Origin of the sequence: Meiothermus hypogaeus, assembly GCF_003574035.1 — a bacterium.
In the GTDB taxonomy this organism is placed as follows: domain Bacteria; phylum Deinococcota; class Deinococci; order Deinococcales; family Thermaceae; genus Meiothermus; species Meiothermus hypogaeus.
The window spans coordinates 1-18,849 of record NZ_QWKY01000064.1 but is presented as its reverse complement, the minus strand read 5'-3'; the positions used below and the strand labels follow the sequence as shown (position 1 = coordinate 18,849).

Sequence of the window (18,849 nt, the reverse complement as noted above, 5' to 3'; positions counted from 1 at the left end):
GGGCTTGGGGTTGGGGGTGACGAGGGTCAGGCCCAGGGCGGCCAGGTCGCGGGCCACCCCGTATACCGAGAGCCAGTCCGGGCGGTTGGGGGTAATCTCGACCTCGATTACCTCGTCGGGGCCCCAGACCTCGGCCAGAGGGGTTCCAGGGGGTAAAGCATCGGGGGCGAACTCCAGCAAGCCCCCCGCATACTCGCCCACCCCTAGCTCCTTGGCCGAGAGGGCCATGCCGTAGGACTCGAGGCCCGCAATCCGGCGCACCCCCAGTTCGGTTCCGTCGGGCAATACCGCTCCCGGCAGCGCCAGCGCCACCCCCACCCCAGCTTTGGCGTTGGGCGCACCAGAGACCACCTGCACCTCCTGTCCGATGTCCAGCACGAGCCTACGGACTTCTTTGCCTTCAAGCTTTTGCACCTCTAGCACGCGCGCAAACACCACGTTGCGATGGGGAGGGTTTAGTTTGCTGATGGATTCGGTCTCGAGGCCCAGCCCGGCCAAGAGCTCTTCCAGGCGCTCGCTACCGGGCGTATCGGGCAGAAATTCCTTGAGCCAGCTATAGACGATTTTCATGGGAACCTCGTTTTTGGCAAAGGCAGCTTACATTCGGTTCTGTCGGCCTGGATTCTTGCGAAATGTTATATGTCTCAGGTCTTTGCCACGACAGCTATCAGGTATGAGCGATGGCTAACCTCTAAACTGCCGCAAAAAGCTCAGGCGGTTCTGGTAGAAGTAGCGAATGTCTGGAATGCCATAGCGCAGCAAAGCCAGCCGCTCGACCCCCATCCCGAAGGCCCAGCCGGTCATGCCCTCGTAGGCCCTGGGCAGGCCCTGCCGTTCGCGGTAGTCGTCCACAGCCTTGAACAGGTAGGGGTGCACCATGCCCGCCCCGCCGAGCTCGAGCCACTTTTGCCGCTCGGGCCACCACATAGCAAACTGCACCCCCGGCTCCACAAAGGGAAAGTAGGTCGGCTGGAAGCGGGCTTTGCCCTCCTCGCCAAAAAGCCCCCGGGCCAGTTCGCTGATGGCCCCTTTGAGGTCGGCCATGGTGATGTTGGGCCCCACCACTAGGCCCTCGAGCTGGTGGAACATGGCCTCGTGTGAAGCGTCGGTCTGCTCGTAGCGAAAGACCCGCCCCGGCACCACAATCCGAAAGGGCGGGGTGTGCTGGATCATGTAGCGAATCTGCATCCCCGAGGTATGGGTGCGCAGCACCGCCCCCCCCAGGCCGGTTACGTCCTCGCCGAAAGGGCCCCGGATGGTGAAAGCTCCCTCAGAGCCTTCTTCCTCGGCGCGGGTGTTCGCCGACCGGCGGTTAAGCTCCACCCAGAAGGTGTCCTGCATGTCCCGGGCGGGGTGCCACTCGGGCATGTTGATGGCGTCGAAGTTGAAGAACTCGCTCTCGACCTCCGGGCCCTCCACCACGCCAAAGCCCTGCTTGCGAAAGATGCCTACCAGCTCCTGCAAAATCAGGCTGGTGATGTGCAGCCCCCCCGAAGGAAAGGCATAGCCGGGGAGCGAAACGTCTATGGACTCTTGCAGAAGCCTCGCCTGTAGGGCCATTTCCTTGAGCTGGGCTTCGCGCGCTTCCAGGGCGCTTTCCAGGATTTTTTTCCACTCGTTGAGCACCCGACCTTTTTCCCGACGCTCTTCCGGGGACAGCTGGCCAAGGGTCTTCATTTCCTGAGTTACCAGGCCGTTCTTACCCAGATACTTTACCTTCAGGCCCTGCAGGTGTTCCAAAGTGGACGCCTTGCCGATTTCATCCAGTGCTGCCTCAATGTTCATCAAGCCTCCAAAAAAACCTCGCCCAGTCTACCTAAAAGCAATGGGCGGCACACAGGCCGCCCACGAGAGAGTGTTGCATCTCCCGCAGGCCTATCTAAAAAACCACCTCCTGGCCATACTTGTCGGTTAGCGTACCATCCGGGTGAAAGCTGGGTCAATCACTGCTAGCCCACCACAAACAAAACCAGCCCCAGTACTGCGCTCGCTACGGCGCTGGATATCAGGATGGGAAAAACCCTGTTCAGGTTTGGGTTGCGTGGGGCCAGCACCCGCCATAGCGCTATCTCAGCCGCGCCTAGCACCAATAACAGCGTGCCTACCAGTTTGAGGGATTCCACACGCTTATTTTAGGGTGTAGCGGATATCAGCTAGAGCACGGCTTCAAAGAACATCCTCCAGCAAGGTGCGAACAGCAGGTTGGACCGAGGCTCATCACCCTTATCCGCCTCACGGTTGCCTTCGCTTATCTGTGCCAGACTGGGCCCAATGACCTACGAGGCCTTTCTCGAGACCGTCGAGCGACTGTGGGAGGAAATACCCGCCGAGTATAAGCGTGGCCTGCACGGCCTTCATGTACTGGAGCACCTCAAGCCCGACCCCGACGAGCCCGACCTGCTGCGCCTGGGCGAGTACTACGATCCCGGCTACCCCTCGGTGCTGGGGGGCCATGCAGGCATTGGCCGGCATATTGCCCTGTTTTATGGCTCTTTTGCAGCGCTGGCTGCCGCAGACCCTGCGTTTGACTGGGAGGGTGAAATCTGGGAGACCCTGCTGCATGAGTTGCGCCACCATCTGGAATCGCTGGCCTGGCGGGACGACCTTGTACAAGAGGATATGCAGAACCTGCGGCGCTATCGGGAAGGGCGCTAAGCCACGGGGGAACGAAAAAAGCCCCCATCGCGTTTCCCACATTTACGCTATACGCGATGCAGCGTAAATTACCCCACACGCATAGCTTCCAAAGGATGCTGTTTGGGGAATTCGTGGGAACCGCTCCAGGCGGGGGCTTGGCGTATGTGGGCCTTAGCGGGGGATTTGTAGCTTCTGGCCCACCCGGATCAGGTCGGGGTTGGCGATGTTGTTGGCCTTGGCAATCTTCATGTAGCTATCGCGGGAGGCATCGCCATAAAACTTCAGGGCAATGCCCGAGAGGGTATCACCGGGCTGCACGGTGTACCATTCGTCGGGGATGTTGACCCCGCCCTGCTCGGCAGCGAACCTGGACTTGGCACCTTCCACAATTTGCAGTTCGCTGGCGTCAACCTCGGTGGCGCCGGCTTGCTTGGCTAGTTGAACAGCCAAGTTGTACTCGTGCTGGCTGTCCACCGCACCCTTAAGCACAACCCCGGTGCCCTTTTGCAACACCGCGATGGGGTCATCCTTGAGCTCACCGTTGGCTTCCAGGGTGGCCAGCACTTTTTTGGCCAGCTTGCTGGCCTCGGTGGCTTTGCGGATGGCTTCCTCTTCGGCGGCAATGGCGGCCTCGGAGACCTCTTGCTGCGCCACGATGACACCGCTCAAGTCCACCGACTTGACCCCCTTAACCCCTTCTACCGTGGCTTGCAGCAGGGACAGGTGGGGCTGACGGGGAACTGCCCCGGCGATACGAACATTCCCTCCTTGTTCCTGAATGTTGAGGCCCAGCCCCTGGAGTGGGGGCCACTGGTTGATGGCATCCTGAACTCGAGCAGACAATGACTTTCCAAACGGCCACATAATTTACCTCCAACCGGAGTATACCCCGGCTCTATCAAAGGATTATGCAAACCAGCTCAGGCCAGCTCGAGGCTGCTCAAATCGCCCAGCACCAGCTTGTGGGCTTTGGGCAGGCCGTTGCGCCTGGTTACCCTGGCGCCCACCCCCAGGATGCACTCGTGCAGCCGCAAGGGTACGTCCTCTACTACCGCGCCATCTTCCAAAATGGAGAACTCCACCTCGGCCTGCCGTACCGTGGCGTTGGGCCCCACCGAGGTAAAAGGGCCAATATAGGCCCCCTCGATCATGGCGTTCTGAGCGATGTGCACCGGGCCCAGCACGGTGCTGTTCTTGACCACCGCTCCTTTCTCGATCACCACCCGTCCGGTGATCTGGCTGTCGTGCACGTGCCCCTCCACCACCGGGGTAGGGCTTTTTTGTTCCACCAGCAAGAGCCGGTTGGCATCGAGCAAATCGGCGGGCCGCCCGGTATCTTTCCACCAGCCGGTAATTTCTTGTCCCAGCACGGTATGACCCTGATCCATCAGGGCCTGAATGGCGTCGGTGATTTCGTACTCGCCGCGAGCGCTGGGTTTGAGGTTGGCGATGATCTCCATGATGGTCGGGCTGAATACGTACACCCCCGCTACGGCCAGATCGGAAGGTGGGTCTTTGGGTTTCTCGAGCAACTTAACAATACGCCCCTGCTCCAACACCGCTACCCCAAACTGCCGGGGGTCGGGCACCCGCACCAGGGCAATTACCGCCCCAATGCCGGGCTTGAAGGCCTCGACAAAAGGCTTGATTCCATGCTGGAACAGGTTGTCGCCCAGATAAAGCACAAAGGGGCTTTGGCCCAGCCATTCCTTAGCAGTGCCGACCGCATGGGCAATACCCAGGGCCTGTTCCTGCACGATGTAGGTGATCTGAACCCCTGGGAAATCTTTGAGGGCTTGCCGAATGTCTTCCTGGGTATCCGGCGAGACCACCACCCCCACCTCGGTAATGCCTGCCTCGAAGAGGTTCTCCACTGCGTAGTAAATGATGGGTTTACCACCTAGCCGAATGACCGGTTTGGGCCGGGTATGGGTAAGGGGACGTAGCCTGGTACCGCGTCCGGCGGCAAGAATCAATCCTTTCATGCTGAGGCCTATCTTATACCGGATTCAAAAAGACAGTTTACAAAACCAAAAACACTAGAGGCTGTCTTTTTGAATCCTAGAGCACACCCCTCCCTTGAGTACCGGCGCTAGCCGGGGGCCGATGGCCCTTCACTGTCGGTCGGCGAAGAAAGCGTCTCCTTTCCAAGGGGCGGTATCGCCCTCCGCTACGCGGATAACTTCGGTCGGGTTAGTTCGTCACCCTTTGGTGACGAACTAACCGAATCTGGTATTAGCAGTGGTTGAGAAGGGTTGCACATCTGAGGGTGTGGCGAGCCGATAATGTGTTGTAAGCGATTACATTTTATCTAGCGATCAATTGAAGCAGAATCGGCGAACAGCCTGGATGATCAGAAAATCTTTTTTAGAGCACAATATATCCAGTGATTGACAATTCTTGGAAAGGTTTGTATATTCAACTTACAAAAACTGTAAACGCTTACAAAAGGTCTTATGGACAATCGCCGGATGCCCACCATTGGAGATGTCGCCCGCTTGGCAGGGGTTTCAACCGGGACGGTGAGCAGGGTTCTGAACCAGCGCGCTGGGGTACACCCGCAAACCCGTGAGCGGGTACTCGAGGTGATGGAGCGGTTGGGGTACGTGCCCATGCAGGCCGCCCGCGAGCTTACCGGGCGGGGCGACACGGTAGGAATTTTGCTGGCTCCGGGGGTGCGTCGCTATATTCCCTATTTTGTCTTGTTGTTTGAACACCTGACCGAGGCCCTTTGGCGCGAGGGGATGCGTTTGGAGGAGACCCCCACCGATGCAGCCGGACTGCCCCTGAAGCCCGCCAGAGGCTATATTCTTCTGGGGGCGCACGATCACGACCCACGCCTGGAAGCCTTGCAAAACGCCCAAACCCCCCATGTACTGATTGGGGTCTATCCCGGCGCTTACTGGGTAGCCCCCGACGACGAAGGGGGGGCTTATGCTGCTACCAGGCACCTGCTCGAGCTTGGCCACCGGGAGATTGCCCACCTCACCGGTCAGCCCCAGCAGCAGGTCGGGCGCGAGCGGTTGCTGGGCTACCGCAAGGCGCTGGAAGCCTATAACATTCCCTTTCAACCGCATCTCGTGCTGGATGGCGACTTCTCTACTCTTACGGCTTACCGGGTACTGCGCAAAGCTTGGGAGCAAGGGCTGCGCTTTACGGGCTTGTTTGCCGCCTCCGACGAGATGGCCGTGGGTGCTGCGGCAGCCCTGGAAGATCTGGGTCTGCGAATACCTCAAGACGTTTCGCTGGTAGGCTTCGACGACCTGCCGGAGATAGGCACCGCCCTCACCACGGTGCGCCAGGATATCGGGCAGATTGCAGGGGCTGCGGTTCGGTTGCTCAAAGAATCGCTGGCCGGAGGTACCCCGCATGGGATGCGGGTGCCGGTGCAAATGGTGCTTCGGGGCACCACCAGCCTGCGGGAGGTGAAAACCGCCTGAGTGTCGCTTGGCCTCAGGCCCCTCGAAAGGGAAACATCACATTGGCGTTCTGGCTTTTTTTTGGGCTCGAGTACTTTTCACACTAACTTGAGGAGGCAATCATGAAGCGATGGTGGGTAGCAGGTCTGGCTTTAGCCGCGTTGGGCATGGCCTCGGCGCAAACGGTGGTACGGTTGCAGGGCTTTGGTGGCAACGATACGGCCATTATCAGCAGCCTGGTGCGGGAAGTGGTCAATCCGGCGCTACAAAAGGATAACATCCGCGCCGAATACCAGGGGGTAGAAGGCGATTATCGTGCAGCGCTCTTGAATGCGCTCTCGGCAGGTACTGCCGCAGACTTGTTTTACGTGGACATCTTCTGGTCGGAGCCGCTGTTTGCCTCGGGTCGGGTGGAGCCTTTAAACAAGTACTTCACCTCGCAGGAACTCTCGGTCTTCAACCGTAACCTGCTGAACGCCTTCACCCTCAAGGGCAATGTCTACGGTTTGCCCAAGGACTTCAACACCCTGGCGGTGCAGTTCAACCGCGATCTCTTCGACGAGGCCAAAGTGCCCTACCCAAACCAGACCGACACCTGGGACACCTTCAAGGACAAGCTCAAGCGGGTGCAAGCCGCAGTCAAGGATGTGGCAGGGCTTTGCGTGGTGGCCGACCACGCCCGCTTCGGCGCTTTTGCCTATGCGACCGGCTGGCGACCCTTCAATGCCCAGGGACGTACCGTACTGGATGCCAATTTCCGCCGGGCCTTTGAGTGGTACACCAGCCTGGTAAAAGATGGCGCCGGTAAATACGCCCAGGACCTGGGCGAGGGCTGGACCGGCGGCTGCTTTGGCGCCGAGCGGGCCGCGGTAGCTATCGAGGGAGCCTGGATTGGGGGCTTCCTGCGCGACAAGGCGCCCAACATGCGCTACGGTACCACGCTCATTCCTCTCGACCCGGTAACCAAGCAGCGGGGCAACTTCATCTTCACCGTTTCCTGGAGCATGAACGCCGCCTCACGCAACAAGGAGGCCGCCGCCAAGGTGCTACGGGCGCTTACCAGCCCCGAGGCCCAGAACTGGATTCTCTCCCGTGGCCTGGCCCTGCCCAGCCGCAGCGCTCTGGCCAACAGCCCCATCTTCCAGCGCCCCGGCAAGGAAAACGAGCTGAACCGGGTGGTCTTCCAGGGATCGACCAACGTGGGCGGAGCGGTGCTGCCCTTCAAGTTTGGTTCACTGGATGGGGGCGAGTGGATGCGGCCCATCAACGAAGCCTTGCTGGCGGTGATTACCGGCAAGAAGTCGGTTGATCAGGCCCTGGCCGATGCCCAGGCCGAGCTCAACCGCCTGGTGCGATAAATCGAACCAAGGTGTGGGTCTGAGCACTGATACCAGATTCGGTTGATTCGTTACCGAACGGTAACGAATCAACCGGGCCGAAGTTATCCGCGTAGCGGAGGGCGATACCGCCCCTTGGAAGTTATCCGCGTAGCGGAGGGCGATACCGCCCCTTGGAAAGGGAGACGCTTTTTCGCCGACCGTTCGGGAGGGGTGTGCTCCAGGATTCAAAAAGACAACCTATGGGTTTTTGGTTTTGTGAACTGTCTTTTTGAATCCGCTATGAGACCGGTTCTTTGGCGCTCGAACCCATGCCAACCACTCCGCAGTAGAAATGGGATATGCAGCTGTAGCCAGTAATAAGGCCGTGCCAGTGCAAGCATCGTAACTAGTGGTCTGGTAACCAGGAACCCGGCATGCACCACTGTCTCTTTGAATGAGCCCCACATCGCAATGTTGGGCAATCAACGTGCTTCAAAACGCACCACAAAACAAGTTACCGGTGCACTAGCAGTCTGGTTTGGGCCAACATTCCTATCGCGGGCTTACTACTGAAAAGGGGGATACATGCTTAGATCGCAACGAACAGAAGCGCTCTATGCTCTCTTGTTTCTGGCTCCTTTCCTTGTTCACCTTGGCGTTTTCTTTGTATTTGCTTTTGTGCGCACCCTCGGCTTTAGCTTTACTGACAAGACCCTGATTGGGCAGTCCTATCAGATCGTTGGTTTTGCAAACTTTGTCCAATTGTTTCAAGACCCTCGTTTTATTGCCGCTCTGACCCACTCCATCAGCTTTATGCTGATCGTGACCCTCCTCCAGACCTTTCTGGCTTTGAGCATGGCGGCCATCCTTAATCAGCGCCTGCGGGGGATTACCTTTTTCCGTACCGTTTACTACATCCCCAGCGTGCTTTCTTCGGCAGCCGTGACCGTGATTGCAATCTGGTTCTTTCAGAAAACCGGTTTTCTCAACACCTTTGTTGGCTGGATTGGTTCGCTGGCCCCGGTGCTGCTGACCTTTCTTGTCATCTTTGCACTGGCTCAGGCTCTACAGGTGGGCTGGGAACGCATGCGCGGCCTACCTGTGGCCCTCACTGACCCGGCCCTGGCGACCATCTCGCTGGCGGTGGGGTTGGCGCTAACCTGGCTCCTGGTAGCCCTGGGGGCGGTGGTGCCACGGGAAGCCCAGCCACCCGAGTTTACCTGGTTGACCAACTCCGACCGCTTCCTGGGGGTTCCCATTCCGCTGTGGAGCATTATTATGCTCAACACCTTCACCACTATTCCCACCCTGATGCTCATCTTTCTTGCGGGTTTGCAGGACATTCCCAAAAGCATCTACGAAGCGGCGGCAATTGATGGGGCCTCACCCCTGCAGCAGTTTTTTAGTGTGACCGTGCCCATGCTGCGCCCGGTAACCTTTCTGGTGATTACTCTTTCGCTTATTGGTACCTTGCAGATGTTCGACCAGGTGGCCCTGATGGGTGATGCAGCTCCGCTGGATTCCATAATTGTGCTGGCCTACTACGTCTACAACAATGTGTTCAGTGGAGAGGGCAGGGTAGGGCTGGCCTCGGCGGCAGCCATTATTCTGGCGGCTTTGACCTTTGCGATTGTGTTGCTGCAGCGGGCCCTGGGCATTTCGGAGAAAGCCCACTAGGAGGAGCTATGGCGGCGCAAGTGATAAAACCCGTGCGCAAGCTGGATGAGCGTCACCTGGCCAGGCAGCGCTGGGCCAGGGCGGCCTGGATTTATGGGGCCATGCTGGCCCTGGCAGTTTTCTTTATTGGGCCATTTTACGTGGCCTATCTGGGTAGTTTGAAGGATAATCCCCTCGAGTGGCCCTTCCGCTACTCCTTTGCCCAGACCCAGCCCAAAAACTGGGCGGCAGCCTGGCGGCTGGGGCAGTTGGGTGCAGGAAACCCCTGGACGGGGGGATTTGCGCCAGGGGCCAGGATTCCCTTTCAGGTCAGCTATTTTGTGGAAGAAGGCCAGGAGCCCCAAACCCCAATGGTGACGGTTCCGACCCGGCGGGCGGGGGCGGGCCTGGGGGCCATTTTTGACGAAGTGCAGGCGGCGCAGTACGCCAGGGTCTCGGAGGTGCAGGAGGTGGGCCGCCGTTCGGCGCTGGTGGGGGGCCAGCCGGGCCAGATCGTTACCTACGGCTTCACCATTACCTACGAGGGCCAAGGGCCCAAGGCGGCCCGTCTGCCCCTGGATATCGAAGCACCCAGGGGGCAGATGTATCACTCGGCAACCCTGGATCCCAACCGCCTCGAGCGCCGGGGGCGGGTGGCCAGCTGGGATAGTGCAGCGCCTGGCTTTCTGGGGTATACCTTCCGCAACTATGTGCGGGTTTTTAACGAGGCCCGCGACCCCAACACCGGAGCCAGCTTCTTTTTGCGCTGGACGCTGAACACTTTTCTGGTCTCGCTGGCGGTGGTACTGACGACCCTGCTTTTTGCCTCGCTGGCCGGCTACGCCCTGGCCCGGATGTACTTCCCCGGCAAGAACTACCTGTTTGCTTTCGTGGTCTTTACCATGACCGTGCCGGCCCAGGCCATTTTCATCTCCAACTACCTGGTGCTGCGCGACCTGGGTCTTTTGGGCAGCTTGTGGGGCATGGTGGTCTGGAGTGCGGTGGGGGCCGGGGCGGTCTTCATCATGAAGCAGTTTTTCGAGTCCATTCCCCGCGAAATTGAGGAAGCGGCCCTGATTGACGGGGCCAGCCCCATCACCACTTTTTTTCGCATCATCATCCCCATGGCCACGCCCGCGCTGGGGGCCCTTACCATCCTGACCTTCCAGGGCATGTGGAACGAGTTCTTCAAGGCGGCGGTGGTGCTGTCGGGTCAGCAGACCAATTACACCCTGCCCCTGGGCCTTTCCTTCTTTCGCAGTGCTTACGGGGTGGCGGGCGACTGGGGCCTGATGTTGGCCAGTGCCTTTCTCTCCATGATTCCCATTATCATTCTTTTTGTGGTGTTTCAGCGCTACTTTGTGGAGGGGGTTTCGACCAGCGCTTTGAAAGGCTAGTCGGCTGAACGCTCAAAGCCGAAGGCTAAAAGCTGAGTTAGGTGATCAACTAGAGCAGGATATGGCGCACATGGTTTCCCAACAACAGATTTCGCCTGCACTTTTAGCCTTTAGCGTATAGCCTCCGGCCATATCGAGGTTCTACATGTTGCCGCTCAAAGAAGACGATACTTACGCTGTTTTGTCTGATCAGGGGATGGCCGATAAGGACGAACGAGGTTTCTATCGCCACGACACCCGCTACCTCTCTCGTTACCTGTGGAACATGCCAGGCTTTGGCCTGCTGGTTTCCGAGACGCCGCGTCCGGATCGCCTGGTGCAGCACTGGAGTCTGATGATGGGGCCCGACCAGCTAGTAGGTATGAGGCGCGAGCTGCATATAGTGCGGGGCGGCTTTAGCGAGCGGCTCGAGCTGGAAAACACCTCGCTGAAGACCCAGACCGTGGAGATAGCCCTCGAGGCCGCTGCCGACTTTGCCGACCTCTTCGAGGCCAAGGGTTGGCACAAGGTTTCGCGCAAGATTGACGGCTTCGAATATACCGCCGAGGATGGCCTGCGGGTCGCGACCCATCTCTCTTTTGATCCCTTGCCTGCCCCACCATCGGCCCCGGACTTATCCAGTGAAGCCACCCCTGCTGACGGCAAGACCTTCCAGTGGAGGTTTGAACTCGCCCCTAAGCAAAAAGTAAGCTTGCGCCTGGAGGGCCGCTTCGAGAGCCCCTTTGAGCCCCACACCCCGCCGCTGCCCGACTATGAGGACTGGAAGAAGCGCTTCCCGCTCTATATGGAAAGCGGGCGCAGCCAACGGGTCTTGGAGCAGGCCATTACCGACCTGCGGGCCCTGCTTTTTTCTTTGCCCGACGGACTTTTCCCAGCGGCAGGCATCCCCTGGTATGTCTGCCCCTTTGGCCGCGACTCGCTGCTCACAGCCTACATGATGCAGCCCTGGGCCAGCGATGTGACCCGGGGGGTGCTAGCCTACCTGGCCAAATATCAGGGCACCGAGGTCAATGCCATTCTGGACGAGACCCCCGGCAAGATTATCCACGAGATGCGCCTGGGCGAACTCTCGCGCACCGGAAAAGTGCCCTTTACGCGTTACTACGGCACCGTGGACGCCACCCCGCTGTTTTTGATCTTGCTGCACCAGCATTGGAAAGATACCGGCGACATGGCTTTTGTACGCCAGCTACAACCCAACTGGGAAGCAGCCCTCACCTGGATGACCGACTACGCAGACCCCGACCAGGACGGCTTCTTGGAGTACGCTCCCAACACCAATCGGGGCCATGTGGTGCAGTCCTGGAAGGATTCGCACGACTCGCAAAGCCACCAGGATGGCTCGTTGGCCCAGGGAGCTATTGCGGTCTGTGAGGTGCAGGGTTATGCCTATATGGCCTATCAGGGTGCAGCCGAGTTTTATCGGGCGCTGGGCCAGGTTGATCAGGCCAAAGCATGGGGCGCCAGGGCCCAAGCCCTCAAAACCCGTTTTCACCAGAAGTTCTGGCTGCCGGAACGCAAAACTTATGCAGCCGGTCTGGATGGCGCAAAAAAGCCCATGGCCATTCTGACCTCTAACCCCGGCCATCTGCTTTGGAGCGGCATCGTGCCGGATGAGGTCGCGCCCCAATTGGTCAAGACCCTGTTTTCCGAGGCGCTTTACAGCGGTTGGGGCCTGCGCACCCTGGGCACGGATGAGGTGCGCTACAATCCCCTCTCGTACCACAACGGCTCGGTCTGGCCGCACGATACCGCCCTGTTCATCGGCGGACTGGTGCGCTATGGCTTCTACGAGGAGGCCCTGCAGGCCGCCGAGAACCTGTTCCGCCTGGCCATGACCCAGCACGACTGGCGCTTGCCGGAGCTGGTGGGGGGCTATCCAAGGCAGGAGGGGGAGCCCCCGGTGCCATATCCGGCTTCCTGCAGGCCGCAAGCCTGGGATTCAGCAGCAGTGGTGTACATGCTGCGCCTGATTCAGGAAATAGACCGCAAGCATCCGGTGCGGGGGGTGCTCGAGCTGCGCAAGGTGAGGGTGTAAATCGAAAAAGCAAAGGCTAGGGCGTTCGAAAAAAATGCGCTGACCTCCTGGGTGAAGAGCGGTACACTGGGAAGCGATGCGTCTACTCGCTATCTTTGCCCACCCCGACGACGAATCGTTTTTTTGTGCCGGTACCTTGACCAAATACGCTTCCCTGGGCCACGAAGTTTTCCTGATCTGTGCGACCCGGGGGGAGCAGGGCCGCATTCGGCATCCGGCCATTGATACATCGCTTTATCCAAAAGGGCCGGCGCTGGGCAGGCTGCGCCAAAAGGAGCTCGAGGCCGCCTGCGCCATCCTGGGCCTGCAAACGCCTATTTTTCTGGACTACCAGGACTCCGGCTATCCGCTCGAGGTGGCCCAGGCCAATCCCCAGGGCTTCATGCACCAGGACTTGCAGCAGGTGGAGGACGTTTTACTCGCACACATCGCCCAGATCCGCCCTCAGGTGATGATTGGCTTTGACCCGCAGGGCTACTACGGGCACGCAGACCACATTCACCTGCACCGGGCTACTGTGGGGGCGTTCTGGCGTGCGGGCAACGTGATGTCCGACCCCCCAAAGTACCTCCTGTTCCCTGTGCGCCTCACGGAACAGGTAGCCAGAACCAAGTTTGACCCTGGGCGCTACGGGGTTTCGGCCTGCTCGGTGGCGCTGCGCGTGGATGTGCGACCCTATGCCGCGACCATCCGGGCCGCGGTGTTGGCTCATGCCTCGCAGGCCGGACCGGAGGAAAACTTCGCTCAAGTGCTGCAAGACTGGCCGGGTTTGCTCGAGGAGGAGTGCTTTGTGCTGGGCGGAATCAGGGGGCTTTCTGTAGAGGATTTGCGGGGTCTAGAAGTGTAGAACCGCCCTGGCAATAAGCCCCGCAGGTGTCACCTTCAACGTTTGGCGCTGGCTATGGACTACCAGGCTGTCATGCAAAAACTATCCTTCCTACCCGACCTGTACCTGGTGGGTGGGGCGGTGCGCGACATTCTGCTGGGCCTGACCCCAGAAGACCTGGACTTTGCCACCCCGGCTCCGCCCGAGGAAGTTATGCGCCTGGCCCGAGCCCATGGCCTCGAGGCCATTCCCACCGGCATCGAGCATGGCACCGTCACGGTGCTGGTTGACCGCCATCCTTACGAGGTCACCACTTTTCGGCGCGACGTAGAAACCTTCGGGCGCAAGGCCAGGGTCCAGTGGGGCCAGAGCATCGAACAGGACCTGGCCCGGCGCGACTTCACCATCGGGGCCATTGCCTTGAACGCCCAGGGGCGGGTGATCGACCCCTACGGCGGGCAGCAGGACATCGAGGCGGGGGTGCTGCGGGCGGTGGGTGACCCGGCCCAGCGCTTTCGCGAGGACTACCTGCGGGTGATTCGGGCTGGCCGCTTTGTGGCGCGCTACGGCTTCGAAATCGAGCAAAAGACCCTGGAAGCGGCGCGGACGGCAGCCCCGGAGGTGCTCTCACATGTGGCCATCGAACGCGTAACCGCCGAGTTCGATAAGGCCTTTCAGAATGGCACGCCCAGCCGCTTCGTGCGCTACTTGTACGACCTGGAAATCCTGCAGCGCCTGATCCCCGAGTTTGAGGACACCCACCTGCTCCTGCAAAACCCCCGCTGGCACCCTGAAGGGGACGTACTCACGCATGTGCTTCAGGTACTTGACCGGGCCCCGCCACGCTACCGCTGGCACGCCCTGTTGCACGACATCGGCAAGAAAGACACGGCCCGCTGGAAACCCGAAGGCTGGTACAGCTTTCACGGCCACGAGCGGGTAGGGGCCGACCTGATTCCGCGTATCGCCCGCGACCTGCGCCTGCCCAACGACCTGCGAGAGGAGTTGGTGGTCACCACGGCTTTGCACATGGTGCCGGTCTTTACCAAGCCCACCCCGGCGGCCATTCGCAAGTTTCAGGCCCAGGCCGGGCCGCACTTGCCCGCCCTGAAGGCCCTGTACGAGGCCGATGGAGGCGAGCGTCGTTCGCCAGAATCCTGGAAGTTTTTTGAGCCCCAGCCGGTGCCGGTAAAGCCGGTTTTGTTGGGGCGGCATCTGATTGAGCGGGGCCACAAGCCCGGAAAGGACTTTAGCCGGATGCTTCAGGCTGCCTACGACTGGCAACTGGAAACCGGCGAGACCGATATTGAAAAGCTGTACCAGGCAGCCCTGAAGGGTTTATCCAGGGAAGCCTGACCCCAGGTTTCGGACAGTGAGCTTTCAGGTTGCGCTCAATTGAGCTTGTCCCATGCCTCAAGTTTGTCTACCAGAGCGGCCTCCCACGGATACCCCACACAGCTTCCTTTGGAAGCCATGGGGTGTGGGGTAATTTACGCTGCATCGCGTGTAGCGTAAATGTGGGAAACGCGACAGGTAGCGTGGTCAAGGGCCTGGTGCCTGGATGTATCGTGGTTTGGATGCCGTGGCCACCAGGTAGTGGAAGCATTTGGCTTTCGGCTATGCTTGGGACATGTCTGTTCCGGTGATTTTGCTTCATGCTTTTCCTTATAGCCCGGCCATGTGGAAGGAGCAGCTTTGGGTCGTTCAGGGGCACCCCGTGCTGGTGCCGGACATCCTGGGTTTTGAGAGCCTGGAAAGCGCAGCGGCCCATGTACTGGTGGAAATGGACAACCGGGGCTGGGAGAAGGCGGTGTTTGTGGGGCTTTCCATGGGTGGGTATGTGATTTTCAGACTGTGGAACCTCGAGCCCGAACGCTTTGCGGGCCTGGTGCTGGCCGACACCCGCGCCACCTCCGATACCCCCGAACAAAAAGCGGCTCGGGCCCAGATGGCCTTGCGGATTCGGCAGGAAGGAACGGGTTTTCTGCCCGAAGCGTTGTTGCCGGGTCACCTTGGCGGGACTACGCGCACCCGGAACCCAGCTTTGGTGGAGCAGGTTCGCCAGACCTTGCTGGCTGTCGATCCAGACAAGACCATTGCCAGCCTCAAAGGGCTGGCCGAGCGCCCGGACTCGGTACCGTTGCTGCCAGATATTGCCATCCCGGCGCTGATACTGGTGGGGGAAGAGGACACCCTGACCCCTCCTGCGGACGCACGGCAGATGGCCGTCCAGATCCCCGATAGCCGGATGCTCATAATTCCTCAGGCGGGCCATCTGGCCAACCTGGAGAACCCCAAAGCTTTCAATACGGCTTTGCTGGGCTTCTTGTGGGAGATTGATCACTGAGCGGGGGCCTTTTGGCTCAGGTGCAGGGCCAAACAGTCGTCTAGGGCGAGCGGTGACTGGGTTTTGAGCCGCTGGCGCAGCGCCTCGGCGGGCCAGATTTTCCCCAGCACCCGGCCCAGCTGGGCGCGGTAGGGGGCTGGCAGACCGATGCAGCTTTGCAGCTTCTTCCAGGCGGCTTCCTCCTGGCCGAGCCCCAGCAAGGCCTGGGTTTCCAGACCCAGTTTCCAGTTCTGCACCCCGGGGTCTTGCAAATCGCCAATCTGCACCACCTGTGCTAGGGCCTCGGCCCACTTCTCCTGCCTTGCGAGGGTCTCGGCATAGCCTAAGCGGGCCTGGGCCTGGAAGTAAGGGTCGCTTTGCTGCAAACAGCCCTGCATCATGGCCTCGGCCTGGTCGGGCGGCATGAGCAAGGAAAGCTTGAGGGCCACGTCAATCGCCAGGGCAATATAGCGGTCGCCGGGAAGCTTTTTGCTAAGGAGTTCTTCGCGCAGCTCTCGCAAAATCCGCTCGGCGTCAGGCGCTTTTTGCCCGCCCACAAAGGGGGGCAGATAGGGCAGGCCGCAGGCCCGCACCCAGTAGGCCACGGCAATTCGGTAGAGGGTACGGCGGTGGCGGTAGTGGGCCTCCTCGGGGCGTTCGCGTACCTCGCGCAGATAGGCCTCGGCCTCGGCCAGCAGGTTCAAGGCCTCGAGGGGACGACCCCGTACGAGCTCCAATACGCTGGCCTCGCTCATGGCTCGAGCGCGGATAAACCCGTCGGAGGCTTCGCGGATGGACTGGTAAAGGTATTTCTCGGCCTCCTCGAAGTTGCCAATGCGCCGCAGGGCGGTGCCGAACCGGGCCCGTACCCGGGCTACCTCTTCTGGCGGTGCCCCCGAGGACTCGAGGGCTTCCAGGCCCTGCCGCATCTGGGCCTCGGCCTCGAAGACCCGGCCGGTACGTAAAAGCAGGTCGCCCGACTGGTAGCGGGCCCGCCCCACCAGCAGCGGATCGTGCGAGACCTGCCGCAGGGCTTCCAGGGCTTCCTCGAAGCGGCCAGCGTCCTTGGCCACCAAGCCCTGCCATAGCCGCACCCGGTCGGCCAGAAAAGGCTGGATGGGCAACGAGAGGGCTTGCTGCACATAGGCTTCGGCCTGGGCGTAATCGCCCTGCCAGCGCTCCACCGCTGCCCAGACCAGAAGACCTTCGGCCCCCACGTCGCCCGAGAGTGTTTCGGGTGGGGGCAACAGTTCCAGCGCAGCGGGGAAATCCCCCGCGTCCACCCGGGCTTCGGCGGCCTTGACCCGGGCCCAAGACTGCGTGGCGGGGTCAGCGGAGCGAAAAAGTAAGTCGAGGGCCTCCAGGGCCTCGGGGTGGGCGTACTGGCCCAGTACGGCGCGGTAGCGCACCACTGCCATGGCCAGTTTTTCGCGTTCGGGGCCAGGCCAGTGCTGCGACTCGGCCCAGAGGGTGGGCAGGAGCGAAAGCCGGCTGGGGTCTTGCGAAAGCAGCTCCAGCAACCTGTCGAGCCGCTGAGCCCCCCGGGCGTGGTGAAGCTGTCGGAACAGGTCGTTCTTGAAAAAATCCAGGGCCAGGGTGTGCAGTTTGCGGGCTTCTTTTTCCGGAACGGTGGGCAGCAGGGTGCGCAGGGCTGGGCGTACCTTGCCCTCGCCCATGGGGGCCAGCAGGGCCCGTTCGGCCTGCGAGAGGTGCTCGAGGCCTTTGTTCAGGGCTTTTTCCAGCAGAGCTACCGGAACCCCCGGGTCGGGCTCGGGGGAAAGTATAGCCAGCGCATGCAGGATGGGGCGCAGGGTGGTGTCCTGGGCCAGGTTCGGGGTGCTCCCGTGGGTTTGGGCCGCCTCCAGCAAGACCAGCCGAGAAAGCTCGGCAAAGTTGCGCCCGGCCTGGTTGACCAGGGACTCCACCCGCTCGGGGGGTAGGTCGGGCAGGCGGTCTTTCACGTAGCGGCGGGCCTCGGCCCGGCTGGGGGCCGAGAGCGGGCTCCAGGCCAGGTTGGGCGGGGGTTCGGAAAGACCAGCCAAAAAGGGGATGGTCAGACGGCGCAGCAGAGGTTCGACCCAGGCCGCCAGCCCTACCGGGTTGCCCTGGGCGTCGCGCAGGCTAAGCCCCCCAATCTGGCCCTCTTTTTCTGCCCGCAGGAGCAGGGGTTTGCCGTGAGCGTTGAGGGCCTTGGCGATCTCGTTACGCAGCTCGTCTTGCAGGGCGGCCTGCAGCGCGTAGGGCTGGGTGGGTGAAAGCTGGGAGAAGATGCCCTCGAGCTCGATATGCAGCTTCTCGGCCAGGGGGTGCAGATGTTGGGCCAGCTCCCCCCCCAGGTTCACCATCAGGCAGTTGGGCACCGCCCGCTCCACCGCCGCCAGCAGCACGCCCTTGCCGGTAGCGGGCCCCCCGACCACCACCATCTGGGGCTTGTCGCCCTGCTCCAGCGCCCGCACAAAACGCCGGAATAGCCGGCGCTTGTCGCGCCCTAAGGCCCGCCGGGCCGACTCCAGGGCCAGCTCCGAGGGCAGCGAGGGCGCTTGCAGGCCCGACTCGGTGTACAAATCGCCGATCACCTCAAACAGGCGGAGCTTCTCTTCCGGGCTGCCCAGGTCTTTGTACAAAATGTTGCGAACCGTTCCGGCCCGTCCACCACGCTCGGCCACGGCGGCCTCGAGCCAGCGCAAGCTCCCCTTTTTGCCCCGGTGGTCGCGCCCGGAGAGGTGTGGGCGCAGGGTCTCCAGGTAGCTTTGCCAGAGTGTACTCACTTCTCCCACAATACCTACACCATACCGGGGTGTAGTGTAATCTGCAAGGAAAAATGTGCCGAAAACTAAATGCTGAATGCCCTGGGGGCGCATCTGAGCTTGCCAATGAAAGCAAAACGCAGCCCGTTCTGCCCGTCACAAGGGGCTATGGCCTTCGGCTTCGGATCTTGAGCCCTACTGCACCAACTCCACTTCCAGGTTTTTGTTGCGCGGCACGTTAATCAGGGCGCTGAAGGTACGGTAGCCGGGGGCCTCGACCTGCAGGGTGTAGTCGCCTGCCTCGAGCAGGAAGCTCGAGCGACCCAGCTTGCTGCTGGCAATCTCGGTGGTGCCTTGCAGGATGCGAACGGTGGGGTTCGCTGCATTGACACTCACGTTCAGGAGGCAAGGACAGCTTGGCTCAACCTCGCGCACGCTGCCCGAGGTCACAGGCTGGGCAGGCGGGGGTGGGGTGGTCTCGGTG

Annotated in this window: 15 protein-coding genes and 1 pseudogene; 9 read left to right on the top strand and 7 right to left on the bottom strand. The window is 60.9% G+C overall.

The features are described from left to right. The 3 genes and pseudogenes from Mhypo_RS13735 to Mhypo_RS18180 all read right to left on the bottom strand — a co-directional run. Positions 1-570 (bottom strand): annotated as a pseudogene (locus Mhypo_RS13735) (phenylalanine--tRNA ligase subunit beta); the annotation flags it as partial. A gap of 114 nt (positions 571-684) precedes the next feature. Beyond that, positions 685-1,785: a phenylalanine--tRNA ligase subunit alpha gene (gene pheS, locus Mhypo_RS13730; protein ID WP_119341860.1), complete on the bottom strand. Its 1,101-nt coding sequence runs from the start codon at positions 1,783-1,785 to the stop codon at positions 685-687. 164 nt (positions 1,786-1,949) lie between these two features. Next, a complete protein-coding gene (locus Mhypo_RS18180) occupies positions 1,950-2,123 on the bottom strand; it encodes a hypothetical protein (protein WP_170148308.1) in 174 nt (57 codons plus the stop codon). Positions 2,124-2,271: 148 nt separating this feature from the next. Between Mhypo_RS18180 and Mhypo_RS13725 the strand changes: the two genes are divergently transcribed. Then, on the top strand, positions 2,272-2,655 hold the full coding sequence (locus Mhypo_RS13725; RefSeq protein ID WP_119341859.1) for a metallopeptidase family protein: 384 nt from the start codon (positions 2,272-2,274) through the stop codon (positions 2,653-2,655). A 153-nt stretch (positions 2,656-2,808) separates the two neighbouring features. Here the strand turns inward: Mhypo_RS13725 and Mhypo_RS13720 are convergent, their stop codons facing one another. After that, a complete protein-coding gene (locus tag Mhypo_RS13720) occupies positions 2,809-3,501 on the bottom strand; it encodes a LysM peptidoglycan-binding domain-containing protein (RefSeq protein ID WP_119341858.1) in 693 nt (230 codons plus the stop codon). A 56-nt stretch (positions 3,502-3,557) separates the two neighbouring features. After that, entirely contained in the window at positions 3,558-4,622 is a 1,065-nt protein-coding gene (locus Mhypo_RS13715; RefSeq protein ID WP_119341857.1) for a glucose-1-phosphate thymidylyltransferase, read from the bottom strand. Between the two features lie 471 nt (positions 4,623-5,093). On the opposite strand from Mhypo_RS13715, the gene Mhypo_RS13710 reads away from it, so the two are divergent. The 8 genes from Mhypo_RS13710 to Mhypo_RS13675 all read left to right on the top strand — a co-directional run bounded on the left by Mhypo_RS13710 (position 5,094) and on the right by Mhypo_RS13675 (position 15,639). Next, complete coding sequence (locus Mhypo_RS13710; RefSeq protein ID WP_119341856.1) at positions 5,094-6,077, top strand: LacI family DNA-binding transcriptional regulator; 984 nt, start codon at positions 5,094-5,096, stop codon at positions 6,075-6,077. A 101-nt stretch (positions 6,078-6,178) separates the two neighbouring features. Next, a complete protein-coding gene (locus tag Mhypo_RS13705) occupies positions 6,179-7,414 on the top strand; it encodes an extracellular solute-binding protein (RefSeq protein WP_119341855.1) in 1,236 nt (411 codons plus the stop codon). A 546-nt stretch (positions 7,415-7,960) separates the two neighbouring features. Beyond that, a complete protein-coding gene (locus Mhypo_RS13700; protein WP_119341854.1) occupies positions 7,961-9,052 on the top strand; it encodes a carbohydrate ABC transporter permease in 1,092 nt (363 codons plus the stop codon). A gap of 8 nt (positions 9,053-9,060) precedes the next feature. Next, positions 9,061-10,428: a carbohydrate ABC transporter permease gene (locus Mhypo_RS13695; RefSeq protein ID WP_119341853.1), complete on the top strand. Its 1,368-nt coding sequence runs from the start codon at positions 9,061-9,063 to the stop codon at positions 10,426-10,428. Between the two features lie 145 nt (positions 10,429-10,573). Then, the gene (locus Mhypo_RS13690) at positions 10,574-12,466 is read left to right on the top strand and encodes an amylo-alpha-1,6-glucosidase (RefSeq protein ID WP_119341852.1); all 1,893 of its coding nucleotides are present in this window, start codon (positions 10,574-10,576) and stop codon (positions 12,464-12,466) included. Between the two features lie 76 nt (positions 12,467-12,542). Then, positions 12,543-13,313, top strand: a complete 771-nt coding sequence (locus Mhypo_RS13685) for a PIG-L deacetylase family protein (protein WP_119341851.1) — start codon at positions 12,543-12,545, stop codon at positions 13,311-13,313. A 72-nt stretch (positions 13,314-13,385) separates the two neighbouring features. Next, positions 13,386-14,648, top strand: coding sequence for a CCA tRNA nucleotidyltransferase (locus tag Mhypo_RS13680; protein WP_240637258.1), 1,263 nt, complete (start codon positions 13,386-13,388; stop codon positions 14,646-14,648). A 274-nt stretch (positions 14,649-14,922) separates the two neighbouring features. Next, positions 14,923-15,639 (top strand): alpha/beta fold hydrolase, encoded by a 717-nt coding sequence (locus Mhypo_RS13675; RefSeq protein WP_119341849.1) that lies wholly within the window; start codon positions 14,923-14,925, stop codon positions 15,637-15,639. On the opposite strand, the gene Mhypo_RS13670 is transcribed toward Mhypo_RS13675, so the two are convergent. Continuing rightward, positions 15,633-18,395 carry a tetratricopeptide repeat protein gene (locus Mhypo_RS13670; protein ID WP_119341848.1) on the bottom strand — a complete coding sequence of 921 codons (2,763 nt, stop codon included), beginning with the start codon at positions 18,393-18,395 and terminating at the stop codon, positions 15,633-15,635. The two genes, Mhypo_RS13675 and Mhypo_RS13670, sit on opposite strands and share 7 nt — an antisense overlap. 165 nt (positions 18,396-18,560) lie before the next feature. Continuing rightward, the coding region (locus tag Mhypo_RS13665; protein ID WP_119341847.1) for a PEGA domain-containing protein at positions 18,561-18,849 on the bottom strand (289 nt) is incomplete at its 5' end.

Excerpts from the sequence above, each read along its gene's own strand:
- pheS (WP_119341860.1), bottom strand. The coding sequence starts at position 1,785 with ATGAACATTGAGGCAGCACTGGATGAAATCGGCAAGGCGTCCACTTTG.
- Mhypo_RS13725 (WP_119341859.1), top strand. The coding sequence starts at position 2,272 with ATGACCTACGAGGCCTTTCTCGAGACCGTCGAGCGACTGTGGGAGGAA.
- Mhypo_RS13720 (WP_119341858.1), bottom strand. The coding sequence starts at position 3,501 with ATGTGGCCGTTTGGAAAGTCATTGTCTGCTCGAGTTCAGGATGCCATC.
- Mhypo_RS13715 (WP_119341857.1), bottom strand. The coding sequence starts at position 4,622 with ATGAAAGGATTGATTCTTGCCGCCGGACGCGGTACCAGGCTACGTCCC.
- Mhypo_RS13710 (WP_119341856.1), top strand. The coding sequence starts at position 5,094 with ATGGACAATCGCCGGATGCCCACCATTGGAGATGTCGCCCGCTTGGCA.
- Mhypo_RS13705 (WP_119341855.1), top strand. The coding sequence starts at position 6,179 with ATGAAGCGATGGTGGGTAGCAGGTCTGGCTTTAGCCGCGTTGGGCATG.
- Mhypo_RS13700 (WP_119341854.1), top strand. The coding sequence starts at position 7,961 with ATGCTTAGATCGCAACGAACAGAAGCGCTCTATGCTCTCTTGTTTCTG.
- Mhypo_RS13695 (WP_119341853.1), top strand. The coding sequence starts at position 9,061 with ATGGCGGCGCAAGTGATAAAACCCGTGCGCAAGCTGGATGAGCGTCAC.
- Mhypo_RS13690 (WP_119341852.1), top strand. The coding sequence starts at position 10,574 with ATGTTGCCGCTCAAAGAAGACGATACTTACGCTGTTTTGTCTGATCAG.
- Mhypo_RS13685 (WP_119341851.1), top strand. The coding sequence starts at position 12,543 with ATGCGTCTACTCGCTATCTTTGCCCACCCCGACGACGAATCGTTTTTT.
- Mhypo_RS13680 (WP_240637258.1), top strand. The coding sequence starts at position 13,386 with ATGCAAAAACTATCCTTCCTACCCGACCTGTACCTGGTGGGTGGGGCG.
- Mhypo_RS13675 (WP_119341849.1), top strand. The coding sequence starts at position 14,923 with ATGTCTGTTCCGGTGATTTTGCTTCATGCTTTTCCTTATAGCCCGGCC.